Source organism: Streptomyces antioxidans (assembly GCF_000968685.2).
Classification (GTDB): domain Bacteria; phylum Actinomycetota; class Actinomycetes; order Streptomycetales; family Streptomycetaceae; genus Streptomyces; species Streptomyces antioxidans.
On sequence record NZ_LAKD02000044.1, the window covers coordinates 21737 to 38710 of the forward strand.

The 16974-nt window shown below is 70.0% G+C and carries 15 protein-coding genes; 4 read left to right on the forward strand and 11 right to left on the reverse strand.

The window, feature by feature from the left end; genetic code table 11:
* Nucleotides 1-287: 287 nt before the first annotated feature.
* The 5 genes from VT50_RS18265 to VT50_RS18285 are packed head-to-tail and all read right to left on the reverse strand — an operon-like array spanning nucleotide 288 to nucleotide 5904.
* Nucleotides 288-1337: an ABC transporter ATP-binding protein gene (locus VT50_RS18265; RefSeq protein WP_046083996.1), complete on the reverse strand. Its 1050-nt coding sequence runs from the start codon at nucleotides 1335-1337 to the stop codon at nucleotides 288-290.
* On the reverse strand, nucleotides 1312-2334 hold the full coding sequence (locus tag VT50_RS18270; protein ID WP_046083995.1) for an ABC transporter ATP-binding protein: 1023 nt from the start codon (nucleotides 2332-2334) through the stop codon (nucleotides 1312-1314). The genes VT50_RS18265 and VT50_RS18270 overlap by 26 nt, the downstream gene beginning before the upstream one ends.
* 35 nt (nucleotides 2335-2369) lie before the next feature.
* Nucleotides 2370-3419, reverse strand: a complete 1050-nt coding sequence (locus VT50_RS18275) for an ABC transporter permease (protein WP_046083994.1) — start codon at nucleotides 3417-3419, stop codon at nucleotides 2370-2372.
* A complete protein-coding gene (locus tag VT50_RS18280; RefSeq protein WP_046083993.1) occupies nucleotides 3412-4335 on the reverse strand; it encodes an ABC transporter permease in 924 nt (307 codons plus the stop codon). The genes VT50_RS18275 and VT50_RS18280 overlap by 8 nt, the downstream gene beginning before the upstream one ends.
* Nucleotides 4336-4338: 3 nt before the next feature.
* A complete protein-coding gene (locus tag VT50_RS18285) occupies nucleotides 4339-5904 on the reverse strand; it encodes a peptide ABC transporter substrate-binding protein (protein WP_046084016.1) in 1566 nt (521 codons plus the stop codon).
* A gap of 530 nt (nucleotides 5905-6434) precedes the next feature.
* Between VT50_RS18285 and VT50_RS18290 the strand changes: the two genes are divergently transcribed.
* Nucleotides 6435-7559 (forward strand): epoxide hydrolase family protein, encoded by a 1125-nt coding sequence (locus VT50_RS18290; RefSeq protein WP_046083992.1) that lies wholly within the window; start codon nucleotides 6435-6437, stop codon nucleotides 7557-7559.
* A 47-nt stretch (nucleotides 7560-7606) separates the two neighbouring features.
* Here VT50_RS18290 and VT50_RS18295 read toward each other — a convergent pair whose 3' ends face one another.
* Complete coding sequence (locus tag VT50_RS18295) at nucleotides 7607-8152, reverse strand: TetR/AcrR family transcriptional regulator (RefSeq protein WP_046083991.1); 546 nt, start codon at nucleotides 8150-8152, stop codon at nucleotides 7607-7609.
* 110 nt (nucleotides 8153-8262) lie between these two features.
* Here VT50_RS18295 and VT50_RS18300 point away from each other — a divergent pair, with 110 nt between their 5' ends.
* The 3 genes from VT50_RS18300 to VT50_RS18310 all read left to right on the forward strand — a co-directional run bounded on the left by VT50_RS18300 (nucleotide 8263) and on the right by VT50_RS18310 (nucleotide 10450).
* A complete protein-coding gene (locus tag VT50_RS18300; RefSeq protein ID WP_206269428.1) occupies nucleotides 8263-9375 on the forward strand; it encodes an NADP-dependent oxidoreductase in 1113 nt (370 codons plus the stop codon).
* Nucleotides 9376-9393: 18 nt separating this feature from the next.
* Nucleotides 9394-9591 (forward strand): hypothetical protein, encoded by a 198-nt coding sequence (locus tag VT50_RS18305; protein ID WP_046083990.1) that lies wholly within the window; start codon nucleotides 9394-9396, stop codon nucleotides 9589-9591.
* Nucleotides 9592-9667: 76 nt separating this feature from the next.
* The gene (locus VT50_RS18310) at nucleotides 9668-10450 is read left to right on the forward strand and encodes a GNAT family N-acetyltransferase (RefSeq protein WP_240529202.1); all 783 of its coding nucleotides are present in this window, start codon (nucleotides 9668-9670) and stop codon (nucleotides 10448-10450) included.
* A 60-nt stretch (nucleotides 10451-10510) separates the two neighbouring features.
* Here VT50_RS18310 and VT50_RS18315 read toward each other — a convergent pair whose 3' ends face one another.
* The 5 genes from VT50_RS18315 to VT50_RS18335 all read right to left on the reverse strand — a co-directional run bounded on the left by VT50_RS18315 (nucleotide 10511) and on the right by VT50_RS18335 (nucleotide 16715).
* A complete protein-coding gene (locus VT50_RS18315; RefSeq protein WP_046083988.1) occupies nucleotides 10511-11644 on the reverse strand; it encodes an ABC transporter ATP-binding protein in 1134 nt (377 codons plus the stop codon).
* Nucleotides 11645-11670: 26 nt separating this feature from the next.
* The gene (locus VT50_RS18320) at nucleotides 11671-12741 is read right to left on the reverse strand and encodes an ABC transporter ATP-binding protein (protein ID WP_046083987.1); all 1071 of its coding nucleotides are present in this window, start codon (nucleotides 12739-12741) and stop codon (nucleotides 11671-11673) included.
* Nucleotides 12742-12760: 19 nt separating this feature from the next.
* The gene (locus VT50_RS18325) at nucleotides 12761-13738 is read right to left on the reverse strand and encodes an ABC transporter permease (protein WP_046083986.1); all 978 of its coding nucleotides are present in this window, start codon (nucleotides 13736-13738) and stop codon (nucleotides 12761-12763) included.
* Nucleotides 13739-13846: 108 nt separating this feature from the next.
* Nucleotides 13847-15637, reverse strand: coding sequence for an ABC transporter substrate-binding protein (locus tag VT50_RS18330; protein ID WP_240529206.1), 1791 nt, complete (start codon nucleotides 15635-15637; stop codon nucleotides 13847-13849).
* A 70-nt stretch (nucleotides 15638-15707) separates the two neighbouring features.
* Entirely contained in the window at nucleotides 15708-16715 is a 1008-nt protein-coding gene (locus VT50_RS18335; RefSeq protein WP_046083985.1) for an ABC transporter permease, read from the reverse strand.
* Nucleotides 16716-16974 lie beyond the last annotated feature (259 nt).

Genomic DNA, 16974 nt, shown 5'->3' on the forward strand with positions numbered 1-16974 from the left:
GATGGCCTCGTCCCCCGAACACAGGCGCCGCCACCGGCACTTACCCCCAGAGCCCGGCGCTCGGCGACGGCGCTCCGCCCCCACCCCCCGACCCATGCTCACATGCGCCGAAGGCGCGAGACGGCGCCGCACCGCGCCTCGTAGGGTCGTGGCATGACTGCCCCGCACTCACCGGTCTATCAGGAGCACTACACCCGCACCTGGGAATGACTCCGGCGGGAGCGTTTTCGACATCTTGCCCTGAGCGTCATGCCCTGAGCATCAAGCCTTGAGCCATGCCCTGAGCGTCATGCCCTGATCCCCGCGCGCTCCTCCGCGAAGTGGCACGCGGAGGGGTGGGAGGCAGCGCCCGGCAGCCCCGGCGGGGGCGTCAGCGTCGGCACTTCGACCGCGCAGCGGTCCTGGGCCTTCCAGCAGCGGGTGCGGAAGCGGCAGCCGGTCGGTGGGTTGGCCGGGGAGGGGACGTCGCCGGTGAGGAGGAGGCGGGTGCGGCCCTCGCGCGGTTCCGGGTCGGGGACCGGGACGGCTGAGAGCAGGGCCTGGGTGTACGGGTGCGTCGGGTGGTCGTAGATCTCGCGGCCGGTGCCCGTTTCGGCGATACGGCCGAGGTACATCACGGCCACCCGGTCGGAGATATGGCGGACCACCGACAGGTCGTGGGCGATGAAGATGTAGGACAGGTCGAACTCGTTCTGCAGGGCCTCCATCAGGTTGACCACCTGCGCCTGCACCGAGACGTCCAGTGCCGAGACCGGTTCGTCCGCGACGATGATCTCCGGTCGTAGCGCCAGGCCGCGCGCGATGCCGATGCGCTGGCGCTGGCCGCCGGAGAACTGGTGGGGGTAGCGGCTGATGTGCTCCGGGTTCAGCCCCACCACGTCCAGGAGGTCCTGGACCGCCCGCCGCCGGTCGCCCTTCGGGGCCGCCTCGGGGTGGATCTCGAAGGGTTCGCCGACGATGTCGCCCACCGTCATACGGGGGTTGAGCGAGGTGTACGGGTCCTGGAAGACCATCTGGATGTTGCGCCGTACGGCCCGCAGCGCGCGGCCCGACAGCCGGGTGATGTCCTCGCCCCGGTAGTGGATCGTCCCGGCCGTCGGCCGTTCCAGGCTGACCAGCAGCTTGGCGACGGTGGACTTGCCACAGCCGGACTCGCCGACGATGCCGAGGGTCTCCCCGCGCCGCAGGGCGAAGGAGACCGTGTCGACCGCCCGGACCGCGCCGATCCGCCGCTTCACCAGCACTCCCCGGGTCAGCGGATAGTGCTTGGCGAGATCGCGGACCTCGAGGACCGGCTCGGCGGTGCCGGTCTCAGGCGTTGACGGCGTCGAGGGCATCGAGTTCGTCCTTCCAGAAGTGGCAGGCGCTGGTCCGCGCGCCGGGGGAGCCCGTTCCGGCGGCCGCCGTCACCTCGTACAGCGGCGGCCGTTCCACGCGGCAGACCTCCTGGGCGCGCGGGCAGCGGGGGTGGAAGGGGCAGCCGGAGGGCAGGGCGAGGGGGTTGGGCGGGGCGCCCTTGATCGCGTAGAGCCGTTCGCCCCGGTGGTCCACGCGCGGCACGGAATCCAGCAGTCCACGGGTGTACGGGTGGGCGGGGCGGCGGTAGAGGTCGCGCACCGGCGCGGTCTCCACGATCCGGCCCGCGTACATCACGGCGATGGTGTCGGCCACGTCCGCGACCACCCCCAGGTCATGGGTGATGAGGACCAGCCCCATCGCGTACTCCCGCCGCAGCTCCGCGAGCACCTCCATGACCTGCGCCTGAACGGTGACGTCCAGCGCGGTCGTCGGCTCGTCGGCGATGATCAGGTCCGGTTCCAGCGCCATCGCCATGGCGATCATGATGCGCTGGCGCATCCCGCCGGAGAACTGATGCGGATGGTCCCCGGCCCGCTGCGCCGCCGCCGGGATGCGGACCCGCTCCATCAGCTCGACCGCCCGCCGCCGGGCGTCCTTGCGGGACATCCCCCGGTGCACCTCGTACATCTCGGCGAGCTGGGCGCCCACGGGGACCACGGGGTTGAGGGCGGAGAGCGCGTCCTGGAAGATCATCGCCATCGCGGCGCCCCGGATCCGGCGCCGCTCCTCCGCGCCCATCGTCAGCAGGTCCCGCCCCTGGAACAGCACCTGGCCGCCGGTGATCCGGCCGGGCGGAGAGTCGAGGATGCCCATGACCGCCTGGGCGGTCACCGACTTGCCGGAGCCCGACTCGCCCAGTACGGCCAGCGTCTGACCGGCGTCGACGGCGTACGAGACACCGCCGACCGCCTCGGCGACCCCGTCCCGGGTGCGGAATTCCACCCGCAGGTCACATACCTCCAGCAGACGGCTCACGGCAGCTCAACTCCTCACCGAGGCTCTGGCGCGACTCATCGCAGCTTGGGGTCAAGCGCGTCACGCACCGCGTCGCCGAGCATGATGAACGCGAGCACCGTGATGGACAGCGCCCCGGCGGGCCACAGCAGCATGTGCGGGGCGTTGCGGATCTGGGTCGCGGCCGAGGAGATGTCGATCCCCCAGGAGACGGTGGGCGGTTTGAGCCCCACGCCGAGGAACGACAGCGTGGCCTCCAGCGAGATGTAGGTGCCCAGCGCGATGGTGGCGACGACGATCACGGGGGCCACGGCGTTGGGCGCGATATGGCGCAGCAGCGTCCGGCCGCTGCTCGCGCCGAGCACCCGCGCCGCCTGGACGTAGTCGTGCTCCTTGACGGTCACCACCGAGCCGCGTGCGATCCGGGAGATCTGGGGCCAGCCCAGCAGCACGATGAAGCCCACCACCGGCCAGACCGAGCCGCTGGTGACCACCGACAGGAAGACCAGCCCGCCCAGCAGGATCGGGATGCCGAAGAAGACATCGGCGATCCGCGACAGCAGCGCGTCCCACCAGCCGCCGAAGTACCCGGCGAGCCCGCCCAGCACGCTGCCCAGCAGCGCCGCGCCGAGGGTGGCGCAGATGCCGACGGTGATGGAGGCGCGGGCTCCGTAGACCGTACGGGTGTAGACGTCGCGGCCCTGGAGGTCATAGCCGAAGGGGTGGCCGGGGGCCGGGCCGTCCTGCGCCCTGGCCAGGTCGCCGTGGTACGGGTTTCCGCTCGCGATCAGCTGCGGCCAGATCGCGATCACGACGAGAAACAGGATGATCAGCGCGGAGACGACGAAGACCGGGTTGCGGCGCAGATCGTGCCAGGCGTCGGTCCACAGGCCCCGCCCGGTGGGCGCGGCCGGGCCGCCGAAGCGGCGGCCGGGCTCCCCGCGCCCGCGCAGCGGAAGGCGCCAAGGCGGGCGCCGTGGCCCGCCCTTCAGGGGCGGTCCGCCCGTCAGCGACCGGGGGCCGGACGCGGCGGGATCCACCGGACCGCCGCCGGGCGGTGCGATCGCCTCGGTCATGTCGTAGCGCGTGTCAAAGGGCTCAGGCATACCGGATCCTCGGGTCGAGCACGGCGTAGAGGAGGTCGACGAGCAGATTGGCGAGCAGGAAGACGATCACCAGGATGGTCACGAAGCCGACGACGGTCGGCGAGTTCTGGCGCAGGATGCCCTGGTAGAGCTGGTAGCCCACGCCATGGATGTTGAAGATCCGCTCGGTGACGATGGCCCCGCCCATGAGCGCGCCGATGTCGGTACCGATGAACGTCACCACCGGGATCAGCGAGTTGCGCAGCAGATGGCGGGTGACGATCCGGCGGCGCGGCAGCCCCTTGGCCACGGCGGTGCGGACGTAGTCGGCGCGGGCGTTCTCCACGATGGAGGTACGGGTGAGACGGGTGGTGTACGCGAGGGACACCAGCCCCAGCACCACCCCGGGCAGCAGCAGTTCGTTCAGCGGCGCCCCCGGGGAGACCGACGGCCTGGCCAAGCCCCAGCTCACGCCGAACAGATACTGCAGCACCGTGCCGCTGACGAACGTCGGGACGGAGACCACGACCAGGGTGAGCAGCAGTACCGAGGTGTCGAGGCCCCGGCCCCGGCGCAGCCCGCTGAGGACGCCCAGGGTGATCCCCAGCGCCATCTCGAACGCGACGGCCACGAGGGTGAGCCGGAGGGTGATGGGGAACGCGCTCGCCATCAGCTCGGTCACCGGCTGCCCGTTGAAGGCCGTGCCGAAGTGGCCGCCGAAGATCTGCCCCATGTAGTGCGCGTACTGCCGCCACAGCGGCTCATCGAGGAAGAGGTCCTTACGGATCCGGGCGGCGGTGGCGGGGTCGGGGGCCTTGTCGCCGAAGAGCGCGGCCACCGGGTCGCCGAGCGCGTACACCATGAAGAAGATCAGGAACGTGGAGCCGATGAAGACCGGGATCATCTGCAGCAGCCGCCGCAGCGCATAGCGGCCCATGGCTCAGCCGACCCTGATCTGTGAGTAGACCGGCACGCTGAACTGATTGAGCGCCACCTCGCTGAGCCGCTGTGAATAGCCCGCGCTGCCGTTCTGGTACCACAGCGGAATGGCGGGCATCTGCTCGGCGAGGACCTTCTCCGCGTCCCGGAAACCGGCGATGGCACGGCCGTCGGCGGAGGCGGCGTTGGCCTGGTTGACCAGCCTGTCGAAGCCGGTGTCGCTGAAGTGGCCGTCGTTGGAGGAGGCGCCGGTGTAGTACAGCGGCTGGAGGAAGTTCTGGATCAGCGGATAGTCCATCTGCCAGCCGGCCCGGAACGGCCCGGTCATCTTCTTCCCCGCCATCTTGTTGCGGTAGTCGGCGAAGGTGCCGACCGGTTTGCCGACACAGGCCCGGTCGTTCCGCAGCACGGTGTTGACGCTGTTGCAGACCGCGTCCACCCAGTCCTTGTGGGAGCCGGTGTCGGCGTTGTACGTGATCGTCATCCGGCCGCCCGGCAGCCCGCCGCCCGCCTTGATCAGCTTGCGCGCCCGTACCGGGTCGTAGCGGCAGGCCTCGCCGCACAGCCCGGGCCGGTAGCCGCCCTGGTGGCGCAGGACCGGCGAGGTCCAGTCGGTCGCGGGGGTGCGGGTGCCCTGGAAGATCCGCTCGGTGATCTGCTCACGGTTGATCGCCATCGAGATGCCCCGGCGGACCTTGGCCTTCGCCGGGCCGCTCCAGGTGCGGTCGTACATCGGGAAGGTGAGGGTCTGGATGATCCCGGCGGGCTGGTTGATGTAGCGGTTGCCGAGGTCGGAGCGGACGAACTTCAGCTGCTGCGCCGGGACATCGTCGACCAGATCGAGATTGCCCGCCTGGAGATCGGTGTAGGCGGTGTTGCTGTCGGTGTAGACGCGCAGGTCGACGCCCTTGTTACGGGCCTTGTCCGGACCGGGGTAGCCGCCCCAGGCCCGCAGCTTCATCACCGAGCCCTTGGCGTACGACCGCACCTGGTACGGGCCGTTGCCGATGGGCTTCCTCAGCCAGGCGGCATGGTCCTCGAAGAACGCCCGGGGCAGCGGCACATAGGCGTTGTAGCCGAGCGTCTTGGGCCAGGTGGAGAACTTCTGGGTGAGCCGGACGGTGAAGGTCCGGTCGTTGCTGACCCGCAGCCCGGAGAGGGTCTTGGCGGTGGGGGCGCCGCCGGAGGCGGGGTGCACCTTGTCATAGCCCTCGATGTACTCGAAGAAGTAGGCGTTGCGCTGCTTGTGGTCGATCTGGGCGCCGTAGTTCCAGGCGTTCACGAAGGAGGCGGCGGTGACCTTCTCCCCATTGGCGAACCGCCAGCCCTTCTTGAGGGTGATGGTGTAGTTCCGCTGGTCGGAGCTCTCGATCCGCTCCGCGAGCGCGTTCTTGGCCTCGCCGGTCCTCGGGTCGTAACGCTTGAGCCCCCGGAAGATCATGTCCAGGACCTTGCCGCCCTGGACGTCATTGGTGTTGGCGGGCTCCAGCGGATTGGGGGGATCGCCCCAGGAGGAACGGACGACCCCGGCATCGGTTCCGCCACCTCCGGCGCCGCAGGCCGTCATGGTGGGAGCGGTGGTCGCGGCCGTCGCGATCAGGACGACGGCGCGCAGGGATCGCCGGGCGCGCAGGGCGTGTACGGGACGCGGGGCGCCCAGGGAAGCCCGGGTACGCAGGGCATACGGGGCTACGCGACGCATGGCGCCTCCCGACGATCCGGTCCAAGATCGGCCTTACGGGGCATCCGGCGGATCGATCCCCTCCCCGCCCCTTCCCGATACTGGGGCTCTGCCCCAGACCCCGGGGGTCCAGGGGCGAAGCCCCTGGTTTCGGGAAGGGGCGGGGAGCAGCCCGCCGCAGGCGACAAGATCAGTCGGACACCACCTAGGCCCATCTGACATCCGCACCGCCGGTGGCGCACGCCGATGACCGCTGTCCGGGGTGGCGGGGCCGGAGACGCGGGAGGTTCGCCACCGGGGGCGCGGTTTGCCAGCGGGCATCGCGGTTCGCCACCGGGGGTCGCGGTCTGCCATGCCCGCCCGGGCGCAGGCGTCGCGGACACTCCCCGTCCGCGACCACGCCTACCGTGCGTCCCATGGAGATCCACCCCTTCCGCATCGCCGTCCCCGAAGCCGACCTCGACGATCTGCGCCGCCGCCTGGAACGCACCCGCTGGCCGGAGCGGCTTCCGGGCCCCGGCTGGTCCGACGGGGCATCGCCCGACCATGTCCGCGAGCTGGCCGGGTACTGGGCCACCGGGTTCGACTGGCGGGCGCAGGAGGCCCGGTTGAACGCGTTCCCGCAGTTCACGACCGAGATCGACGGACAGCGGGTGCACTTCCTCCATGTCCGCTCGCCCGAGCCGGATGCCCTGCCGCTGCTGATCACCCATGGCTGGCCGGGCTCGGTCGCGGAGTTCACCGAGGTCATCGGCCCGCTGACCGATCCGCGCGGACACGGCGGCGATCCGGCCGACGCCTTCCACGTGGTCATCCCGTCCCTCCCCGGCTTCGCCTGCTCCGCCCCGCCGCGCGAGCCCGGCTGGGGCATCCGCCGCATCGCCACCGCGTGGACGGAGCTGATGCGGCGCCTGGGGTACGAGCGCTACGGCACCCAGGGCGGCGACTTCGGGTCGCTGATCTCCCCCGAGGTGGCCCGGGTGGCGCCGTCCCGGGTCGTCGGCGTCCACGTCAACGCCCTGGTGACCATGGGGTCGGCCGACCCGGCCGGGCCGGGGGAGCTGACCCCGGCCGAGCGCTCACGCCTCACCGGGCTCGAACGCTGGCGGCGCGAGCTGTCCGGCTACGTCGCCATCCAGAGCACCCGCCCGCAGACCCTGTCCTACGGCCTCGCCGACTCGCCGGTCGGCCAACTGGCCTGGAACGTGGACTGGTTCGCCGCCCACGGCGACAAGCCCCGGGCCCTCGACCGCGACGCGGTCCTGACGAACGTCTCCCTGTACTGGTTCACCAATACGGCGGGCACGTCCGCCCGCCTCTACAAGGAGGCCGCCCCGGCCTGGGGCGCACCGCCCGAGCGCTCCGGGGTCCCCACCGGCGTCGCGGTCTTCCGGGGCGACACCGCGATCCGCCGCCTCGCCGAGCCATGGCATGCGATCACCCACTGGTCGGAGTTCGGGGCGGGCGGGCACTTCGCGGCGATGGAGGTCCCGGAGCTCCTGGTGGGCGACGTACGGACGTTCTTCCGCGACCTGCGCTGACCTGCGCTGGCCTGCGTCGACCGTGACGGGACCGGCCCTCGGGAACGTCATCTCGCCAGGATCGCGCTCGCGACCACATCGAAGAGGTGATCGGCGCGCGCCGCGAGCGAGGGCTGGTCGCCGAGCCATGCGAGCGCCGCGATCAGCGCGAAGAGATCGGTGCCGTCGATGTCGGTCCGCGCCGTCCCCGCCTCCTGGGCGCGGACGAGGAGCCGCGTACCGGCCGCGCGCAGGGTGACACACGAAGCGTGGAGCGCCGATTCGGTGTCCTCGATGGCGGCGGCCATCAGCACGGTCACGCCCCGGTACTCGGTGGTCCACGCGACGCAGTCCCGTAGCCACGACACCAGCGCGTCTTCGGGCGAGCCCGACGCTTCGAGTGCGCCCGCCCGCGCCGCCAGCTCGTCGAAGCTGGTGTGGAGCAGGGCCTCGAGCAGCGCCTCGCGGGTCGGGAAGTGACGGAGCAGGGTCGCGAGCCCCATACCGGCCCGGCGCGCGATATCGCGCAGCGACGCGTCGACGCCCTGCTCGGCGATGACGGTGCCCGCGATGGCGAGCAGGTGGTCACGGTTCTTCCTGGCGTCGGCCCGCATCTGCCCCTCTTGACTATCCGGATCAGTGGTCCATATATTCGGATCAGTGGTACGGATATCCGGATCACTGATCCGATCAGCGTATCCCCTGGCAGGGGCAGGAGAAAACGATGCCAACACCCACCATGAGGGCGATCCGGCTGCATGACTTCGGCGGCCCCGAGGTGCTGCGCTACGAGGAGGTGCCGGTTCCGGAGCCGGGGCCCGGTGAGGTACTGATCCGCGTACACGCGGTCGGCCTCAACCCTCCCGACTGGTACGTGCGCGAGGGGATGCCCGACATCGCTCCCGAGCTCAGGCCCCCGTTCGAGCTCCCCCTGATCCCGGGGACCGATGTCTCGGGCGTCGTGGCGGCCGTCGCCGACGGCGTCAGCGGTCTCGCGGCCGGGGACGAGGTGGTCGGCCTGCTGCGCTTCCCCACCGCGCTCCAGGGCAGCGCGTACGCCGAATACGTCACCGCACCGGCGTCCGACCTCGCCCGCAAGCCCGCCGCGGTCGGCCATGTGCACGCCGCCGGGCTGCCCATGTCGGGGCTGACCGCGTGGCAGTTCTTGATCGAGCTCGGGCATGACCACCCCTCGCCGTTCCAGGCGGCCCGGCACCGCCCGATCGCCCTCGACGGCGGGACCACGGTGCTCATCAACGGCGCCGCCGGCGGCGTGGGACACCTCGCGCTCCAACTGGCCAAGTGGAAGGGGGCCCGCGTCATCGCCGTGGCCTCCGGGGCCCACGAGACGTTCCTGCGCGGGCTCGGCGCCGACGCGTTCATCGACTACACCAAGGAGCGCCCCGAGGAGGTGGCCCATGACGTCGATCTCGTCCTGGACACCGTCGGGGGCCCCGACAGCAGGCGCTTCCTGCGCACCCTCAAGCGCGGCGGATCCCTCTACCCGGTGTACTTCGGCGAGTTCGACGACGAGGAGAACGCGAGGCTGGGCGTCACGGTCACGGGCACCCAGGTCCGCTCGGACGGCGCGCAACTCGCCGAACTGGGGCACCTGCTCGACGCGGGCACGCTGCGCGTCGCGGTGGCCAGCACCTTTCCGCTCGCGGAGGCCCGAGCGGCGCACGAACGCGCCTCCCGGGGCCATATCCAGGGCAAGATCGTGCTCACGGTCGGCTGGGAACGAGCCCTCCGGACGCGCGGCGAAGGCGGACACGTCGCTCCCCGGGAGGGGTCCCGGGCGGTCCCGCGGATGATGGGCCGCCCACAGCCGAGGTGAACGTGAGGAAGTCCCGCCATGACCCCCGTACAAGTCAACTGGCTCTCCATCGTGCTCGGCCCCATCGCCGTCATCGCCCTGCTGTCCGCCTTCTCCGCGCAGCGCTCGGCGGTCAAGCGGGGCGAGTCCATGCCCGGCTGGGGCAAGGCCGTACAGGGCGTGGGGATCGTCTTCGTCCTGTTCGTGGCCCTGTCCAACATGATGTGGGGTACCTGAGGCGGGCGGGCCGGGGCGCCGTCCTCGGCCGGGCCGTGGGACGGGCGGAGAGCGCCGTTCGCCTATGATCGCGAACGTGCCGCAGAACGACCTCCAGCGCATCGTCGACTTCCGGATCTCCTTCGCCCGCCGACAGGCCGGTGAGGTGCGGGAGGTGCCGGGCGGTTTCCTGGTGCTGCACCGGGAGTACGCACGCTCCCATGAGCACAATCAGCTCCACATCACCGGCCCCGCCGACCCCGGGGGGCTGCCCGCGCTCGCCGATGAGGCCATGGCCTTCCTGCCGCACCGCCGGATCACGGTCCATGACGAGGCCCTGGGCGCGCTCTGTGTGCCCGCGCTCGAACGGGCCGGATACACCCATGTCACCGAGGTGCTGATGGCCCACACCGGGCCGGCGCCGGAGCCCGGGGCGGCCGATGTGGTGGAGCGGGAGCTGGGGCCCCATCCGCACGGGCTGCTGCGGCGGGCGGTGACGGCGCAGCAGTGGCGGTGGATGCCGGACGCGGACGAGAAGACCGTGCACGACCTGGTGGAGCGGCGCACCGCCCGGCGGGCCGGCGCCGAGGAGGTGCGCTTCCTCGCCGCCCATGACGACGGCGGCGAGATCGCCTCCTGGGCCGATCTGTATCTGGAGCCCGCCGCCGGGGTCGCCCAGATCGAGGAGGTGGCGACCGCCCAGCCGTATCTGCGCCGGGGTCACGCCGACGCCGTGCTGGCCGAGGCGCTGCGCCGCGCGGCGGCCGCCGGGTGCGCGCTGCGGTTCCTCGTCGCCGACCAGGACGACTGGCCGCTGGGCTGGTACGGCCGCCGCGGCTTCACCCCCGTCGGCCGTGCGCACTCCTTCTCGCGGTTCTGAGGCCCCGGTTCGGCTCGTTACGGCTCCCGCCCGGTCCTTTAACGGCTCCTGCCCGGTCCCTTACGGCTCCTTGCGCGCGGGCACCGTACCCGACTCCGCCGCGATCAGCGCCGGGTCCAGGACCACGTCCTCCTCGCGGGCCTCGAGCGTCGGGTCCTCGGGGAAGTGGCAGGCGGACAGGTGGCCCTCGCGGTTGCCCTCCAGGCGGATGAGCGGCGGGTCCTCGCGCGCGCACTTGTCCTGGGCCTTCCAGCAGCGGGTGCGGAAGCGGCAGCCCGAGGGCGGGTTGATGGGGGAGGGAACGTCCCCGGCGAGCCGGATGCGCTCGCGGCGGGTGGCCGCCGCCGCGTCCGGACCGCCCGGGGCCTCCTCGGCCATCACCACCGCCGCGTCCGGCACCGCGGACAGCAGCGCATGGGTGTACGGGTGGCGGGGGCGCCGGTAGATGGACTCGCGGTCGCCCACCTCGACCACCTTGCCCAGGTACATCACGGCGACCCGCTGCGAGAAGTGGCGTACCACGGCGAGGTCATGGGCGATGAACAGGAAGGCGATACCCAGCTCCCGCTGGAGCTTCTGGAGCAGATTGACGACCTGGGCCTGGATGGAGACGTCCAGCGCCGAGACCGGCTCGTCGGCGACGATCAGCTTGGGCTCCAGGGCGAGCGCGCGGGCCACCCCGATGCGCTGGCGCTGGCCGCCGGAGAACTCGTGCGGGAAGCGGTTGTAGTGCTCGGGGTTGAGGCCCACGATCTCCAGCAGTTCGCGCACCCGGGCCTCGCGGCCGCCCGGCGGATCGATGCCGTTGATCTCCATGGGCCCGGAGATGATGGTGCCGACGGTCTGCCGGGGGTTCAGCGAGGAGTACGGATCCTGGAAGATCATCTGGATCTCGGAGCGGATCGGGGCGAGCTCCTTGCGACCCGCGTGGGTGATGTCCCGGCCCCGGTAGGTGATCGTGCCGCTGGTGGGTTCCAGCAGCCGGGTCAGCAGCCGGCCCGTGGTGGACTTGCCGCAGCCGGACTCCCCGACCAGCCCGAAGCTCTCCCCGGCGTGCACGGTCAGATCGACCCCGTCCACCGCCTGCACGGCCCCGACCTTCCGTTTGAACGGAAAGCCGCCCATGATCGGGAAATGTTTGGTCAGCTTCTCGGTGACCAGGAGGGGTTCGGGCGTGCCCGACTCGATGCTCATGCGTCAGCGCTCCTAAGCCCTGGTCCCTAGCCCAACCGGGGCTTGATCTGCTCGGTGAAGAGGGTCTGTTTCCGCTCGGCGCCCAGATGACAGGCGGCGCCGCGGCCGTCCGGCAGCGACGGCCGCTCGGTGGCGCAGCGGTCGTCCGCCACCTGGTCGGTGTAGTGGCACCGCGGATGGAAGGGGCAGCCCGGCGGCGGGCTGAGCAGGCTCGGCGGGGAGCCGGGGATGGGGCTCAGCGGCTCGTCCACGGCGGAGGTCAGCCGCGGCATGGAGCCCAGCAGCCCCCAGGTGTACGGGTGCTGGGGCGCCCGCAGCACCTCGCTGACCGTACCGCGCTCCACGGCCCGGCCCGCGTACATCACCAGCAGGTCATCGGCGGTGTTGGCGACCACGCCCAGGTCATGGGTGATGAGGATGATCGCGGAGCCGAACTCCTGCTGGAGGTCCTTCAGCAGATCGAGGATCTGGGCCTGGACGGTGACGTCGAGGGCGGTGGTCGGCTCGTCGGCGATCAGCAGGTCGGGGTCGCACACCAGCGACATCGCGATCATCGCGCGCTGGCGCATCCCGCCGGAGAACTGGTGCGGATAGTCGTCCACCCGCAGCCGTGCGTTGGGGATGCCGACCTTCTCCAGCATTTCGATCGCCCGGGAGCGGGCCTCGCTCTTGGAGGCGCCGGTGTGCTTGCGGTACGGCTCGGCGATCTGGCGGCCCACCGTGTAGTACGGCGACAGGGCGGTCAGCGGGTCCTGGAAGATCATCGCCATGGTGTTGCCGCGCAGCCGCTCCAGGGTGCGCTCGGGCGCGCCGGTCAGCTCCTGTCCGTCCAGCAGTATCTCGCCGCTGACGGTGGTGGTGCGCGGGTCGTGCAGGCCCAGCACGGTGAGGTTGGTGACGGACTTCCCGGAGCCGGACTCGCCCACGATGCCGAGCGTGCGGCCGCGTTCGAGGTCGAAGGAGAGGCCGTCGACGGCCTTGACGATCCCGTCCTCGGTGGCGAAGCGGACGTACAGATCGCGTACGGACAGGAAGGCGCCGTCGCCGGGGGCCGGTGGCGGCGGCGCGCCGTCGTCGGGCTTGGTGAGTGTGGTCATCTCGGCAGCTCCGGGTCTGTCAGGCGAGGCGCACGCGCGGGTCGATGAAGGCGTAGGCGGCGTCGACCAGGATGTTGAACACCACGATGGCCGCGGAGCTGACCAGCATCACACCCATCAGCATGGGCAGATCGGTGAGCTGGACGGACTCCACCGCCAACCGTCCGATGCCGTGCAGGGTGAAGGTGTACTCGGTGACCATGGCCCCGCCGAGGAGCGATCCGAGGTCGATGCCGAAGATGGTGACGATGGGGGCGATGGCGCCGCGCCAGGCGTAGCGGAAGAAGACCGTACGGCTGGAGAGCCCCTTGGCCCGCGCCGTACGGACATGGTCCTCCTGCAACTGCTCGACCATCTGGGAGCGGGTCATCCTGCTGTAGTTGGCCATGAAGATCAGCGAGAGCACCACCCAGGGCAGCAGCATCCCGCTGAACCACTTCGCCGGATTGTCGGTGAAGGGGTAGTAGGCGGGCTGGTCCATGATCCCCAGTCCGCTGACGAACCAGGCCAGCGCGAGCACTCCGACGAAGTAGATCTGCATCGAGGCGCCGAGCAGCGACAGCGAGCTGAAGAACTTGTCGATCCAGGTGCCGCGCCGCCAGGCCGCGATCATGCCGATGCCGATCCCGCAGACCAGGAAGACCGCGGCGCCGCCGATGGCGAGCGAGAGGGTGGTCGGGAAGCGGTCGACGATGGTGCCCCAGACCGACTCCTGGCTGACGAAGGAGTAGCCGAAGCAGGGCGCGTCGCAGTGCCCCACGGCGAAGTCCCGCCCGGCGAAGATCCCCACCATGAACTTCCAGTACTGGACCGGCACCGGCTGGTCCAGACCCAGATTCTTGTTGATCATGGCGAGCGAGGTGGGGTCGCAGTTCTTGCCGCAGGCGAGCCGGGCCGGTTCGGCGGGCAGGGCGAAGAAGAGGAAGAACGTGATCGCACTGATCAGGATCAGGATCACGATCGCGCCGAGGGACCGGCGGGCGAGGAATCTCAACATGACGTCGGTGATCTTCCGCTAGGGGCGGGTTCCGGCCGCGTCCGCCGGGGCGGACGCGGCCGGGTTCTGCGCGGCCTGGGTGCGGCCGCGGCTCCTTGATGAAGACGGCTACTTGATGAAGGTGGCCGTCGGGTCCACGGCCCCGTAGACCGAGTTGAACTTCACTCCGCCGATGCCCGAACCCCAGAGGGTGAACAGCCGGTTGTAGAAGGTCGGGACCGCGGGGATCTCATCGGTGAGGATCTTCTCGCTGAGCTTGATCCACTGCGAGGTGGCCTGGTTCAGATCGCTGACCCTGGTCACCTTGCCGATCTCTTTGTTGAGCGACGGGACGTTCAGGTGCGAGTAGTTCGAGGAGTCGTCGTAGACGTTCTCGCCGCCGTACACCGGCGGGACCACGGTCGAGGCGGACGGCCAGTCGGCACCCCATGAGGACCGGTACAGGTCGAACTTGTTCTTGACCTTTCCGATCTGGGTGTAATAGGTCGACTGGTCGATCTCCTTCTTCTGCACCTTGAACCCGGCCCGCTCCAGGGCCTGCTCGACGACCACCGAGGCGTCCTGGTGGGTGTCGCCGTTGCCGTAGGCGTAGACGAGCTCGTAGTTCTCCTCGCCCGCCTCCTTCAGCAGCTGCTTGGCCTTCTTGGCGTTGCCGCCGGGGTACTTCTTCTTCTGGAACGGGTCGAAGGAGGGGTCGTAGCCCTTGAGCGTGGGGCCGACCAGCCCGCCGCCGATCTCACCGCCCTTCGGACCGCCGAACTGCTGGAGGTACTGACCGCTGGGGAAGGCCCAGGCGATCGCCTCGCGCACCTTCTTGTTCTTGACCCGATCGGTGTTGATCGAAACGACATCCACATAGGGCTGGGTTTCGGTCAGCGACCGGGACATCGCCTCCTTGTCCTTGAGGACCGTGGAGATCTGCGACGGGTCGACCGCGTTGGTCCACGTCATCCCGTTGCGGTCGGCGCCCTTGTTCGCCTGGAGCCGGCGGGTGGAATCCACCCACTGGTGGCCGAAGGAGACGTCGAACTTATCGACGTACTGGTGGCGTATCGAGTCGGTCTTGGGGTCCCAGTGGTCGTTCTTGACGAACTGGATGCCCTTGCCCGGCTTAAAGTTCTGGATCTTGTAAGGACCGGAGGCCAGCGGGGCCTTGTCGTACTTCTCCTTGGTGTCCTTGCTCGGCGGCACCGCGCTGATGTTGGGCATGGCGACCGCGAACGGCACCTCGGCGCGGGGCTGGTCGAAGTGGAAGACGATGGTCTTGTCGTCCGGGGTGTCCAGCACCGACTTGGGCAGGTGCTTGCCCTTGTAGGGGCCGTCCGGAAGCGCCTTGCGGTACTTCTGGCCCTCCCCGGAGAGCCACTGCTGGAGATAGGTCGGCCCGTTGGTCTGGTACGGCGCGTAGAGCCGTTCGACGGCCTGGCGGACGTCCCTGGAGGTGATGGGCGAGCCGTCCTCGTACTTCAGCCCGTCCTTCAGGGTGTACGTCCAGGTGCGGCCGCCGTCGGAGGACTTGCCGGTGTTGGTGGCGAGGTCGCCGACCAGCTTGGCCTTGCCCGTCTTGTCGTCGAACTGGTAGTTCGTCAGCGTCCGGTTGTAGAGCGTCTGCATGATCAGCTCATCGCTGACATAGATCTGCCCCGGGTCCAGGTGCTCGAAGGCGTCCCGCTGCAGCACCGTGACGGTGCCGCCCTTCTTGGCGCCCGCCAGGTCCTTGGCCGGTCCGGTGGAGTCGGCGGCGGTGCCGATGGTGATGTCCTGGGACTCCATCTGGGGCTCGTTCGAATCTTTGGGGTCCGAGCCGCCGCCTCCGCTGCTGCACCCCGCGAGCACCAGGGCCCCCGCGGCCAGGGCGACGGCGTAGGTACGGGCTCTGCGGCTGTTCTTGGACATCATCGTGGTCACTGCACCTGCCTCATCGGACGGAATGTTTCCGTTCACTGCCTCGGGGCCGCCGGCCCCCCGGTCACCGTGTGGTCTTCGGGTCCATCGCGTCCCGGACCGAGTCCCCGAGCAGGTTGAAGGCGACCACGAAGACCACCATGGCGATGCCGGGGAAGAACATGTAGGTGATGTCGCCCTCGTAGAAGTTCGCGCCCTTGGCGAACATCCGGCCCCAGTCGGGGGTCGGCTCCACCACGCCCACGCCGAGGAAGGACAGCGCCGCCTCCGCCGTCACGAAGTTCGGCAGCATCAGCGTGGACTGCACCAGGATGGGCGTGACGAGGTTGGGCAGCAGCTCCTTGCGGACGATCCGCCACGGCGAGGCGCCGGTCACCCTGGCCGCCTCGACGAACTCGCGCTCCCTCAGGGACAGCACCTGGCCGCGCAGCAGCCGGGCCAGCTGCATCCAGCCCAGCAGCCACAACACCATCACCAGCGCCGTCACCCGGAAATAGGTGGGGGTCTCCTTCTGCGGGCTGACGAACAGCGCGGTGACCACCGGCATGAAGGCGACGAAGAACAGCTGCTGCGGAAAGGACAGCAGCAGATCGATGAGGCGGCCGAGGAAGTAGTCGGTACGGCCGCCCGCATAGCCCGCCACCACGCCGATCACGATGCCGGTGAGCGTGGACAGCAGGGTCGCGGCCAGCCCGATCAGCAGCGAGGTGCGGATGCCGTAGACCAGCTGGGTCAGCACATCGCGGCCCAGCTTGGGCTCGATGCCGAACCAGAACTCGCCGTCGATGCCCCCGTTGGGCTTCATCGGATATCCGGTGAGGGGGTCCAGTAGCTCGGGCCGGTCCAGCCCGTAGGTGGTGTACGGATCCTTGCCGTACAGCCAGGCGATCACCGGTGCCAGTACGGCGACGGCGAAGAAGAAGACCACCACGCACGCGGAGATCACACCGGTGCGGTCGCGGGTGAAGCGCCGCCACATCAGCTGGCGGGGCGCCAGACCGGCCGGTGCCTCACTCTCCGTACCAGCCGGTGCGGTCTTTTCGACCACGCCGGTCTGGGATGGACTGGTCATCGCGTAGCGTCCCCCCGCACTGGTGTCACACCATCAACTCGCGCTATCTATGCGCGTCATGTCGCCGCCCCGCTCGCCTGGGTGCTGCATGCGTGTCGGGTTGAGCGGACTTTCGCAATCGGAGAACGGCAGAGTCAAGGGGCCGGGGAGGGTGGATCTGCCGCTCATTCGAACCTTGAGCGAACATTTGGCAGATCGAGGTCCAGGCGTGCTTGACAAGGATTCTTCATAGCGGGCAAAGCATGCTCTATGGGGAGGA